The organism is Klebsiella sp. AqSCr (assembly GCF_008452795.1).
Classification (GTDB): Bacteria; Pseudomonadota; Gammaproteobacteria; order Enterobacterales; family Enterobacteriaceae; genus Klebsiella; species Klebsiella pneumoniae.
In genome coordinates this window covers 1-621 of the sequence record NZ_MJDM01000032.1, presented here as the reverse complement: position 1 = coordinate 621, position 621 = coordinate 1, and the positions used below count along the sequence as shown (strand labels likewise).

General features: G+C 55.9%; 1 pseudogene. It reads right to left on the bottom strand.

Features of this window, described 5'->3' with window-relative positions:
* Positions 1–621 (bottom strand): annotated as a pseudogene (locus BHE81_RS25870) (conjugal transfer protein TraG); the annotation flags it as partial.

The following is a 621-nucleotide window of genomic DNA, read 5'->3' as shown; positions in this document are numbered from 1 at the left end:
TAGCAACAACCGCATTCCACATCTTGCTTCTGGCCATCGAATCCTGCGAAGACTCGGTAGTATCGGCCCCAGTCGTTGTTGATGTGCTGTTCCCTTTATTGGTGCCAAATTGCTGCAGACTATTCCAGGCACTTGTCACGCTGCTGTTATAGCCATGCAGCGCGCTTTCGGCCTGGACATCAGCCTCACGGGCCATCTGTTGCTGCGCACTGGCTATCTGACGACCGACGTTGATATCCACCGGCAGTTTTGACATTGCACCACCACTGTCCCAGACCATCGATCCATCCCGCGTCTGCGTGCTCATACCCCCATTCGCCAGCTGCCGCGACATCTGTCCGAAACTGGTTGTACTGTTGGTACCCCAGCTGTAGCCGCTGACGTTCTCCATCTGCATGTTGGCGAAAGAGTAATTCCCGTCCACCACGCCGGAGGCCGCCTGCGATGTTGCACTGAGCCCCGAAGAAGAAAAATGGCTGTAGGCACTGGAGAAAGCGGCCCCCATGCTCTTCACGATCCCCCACGACAAGGGCGGTATCATCACGGCAATATAACCCGCGGTGGTCGCAATATCCGAGTTTTTGAGCTGAACCTGCGACAACTCAGAGAGAACAACCGGCA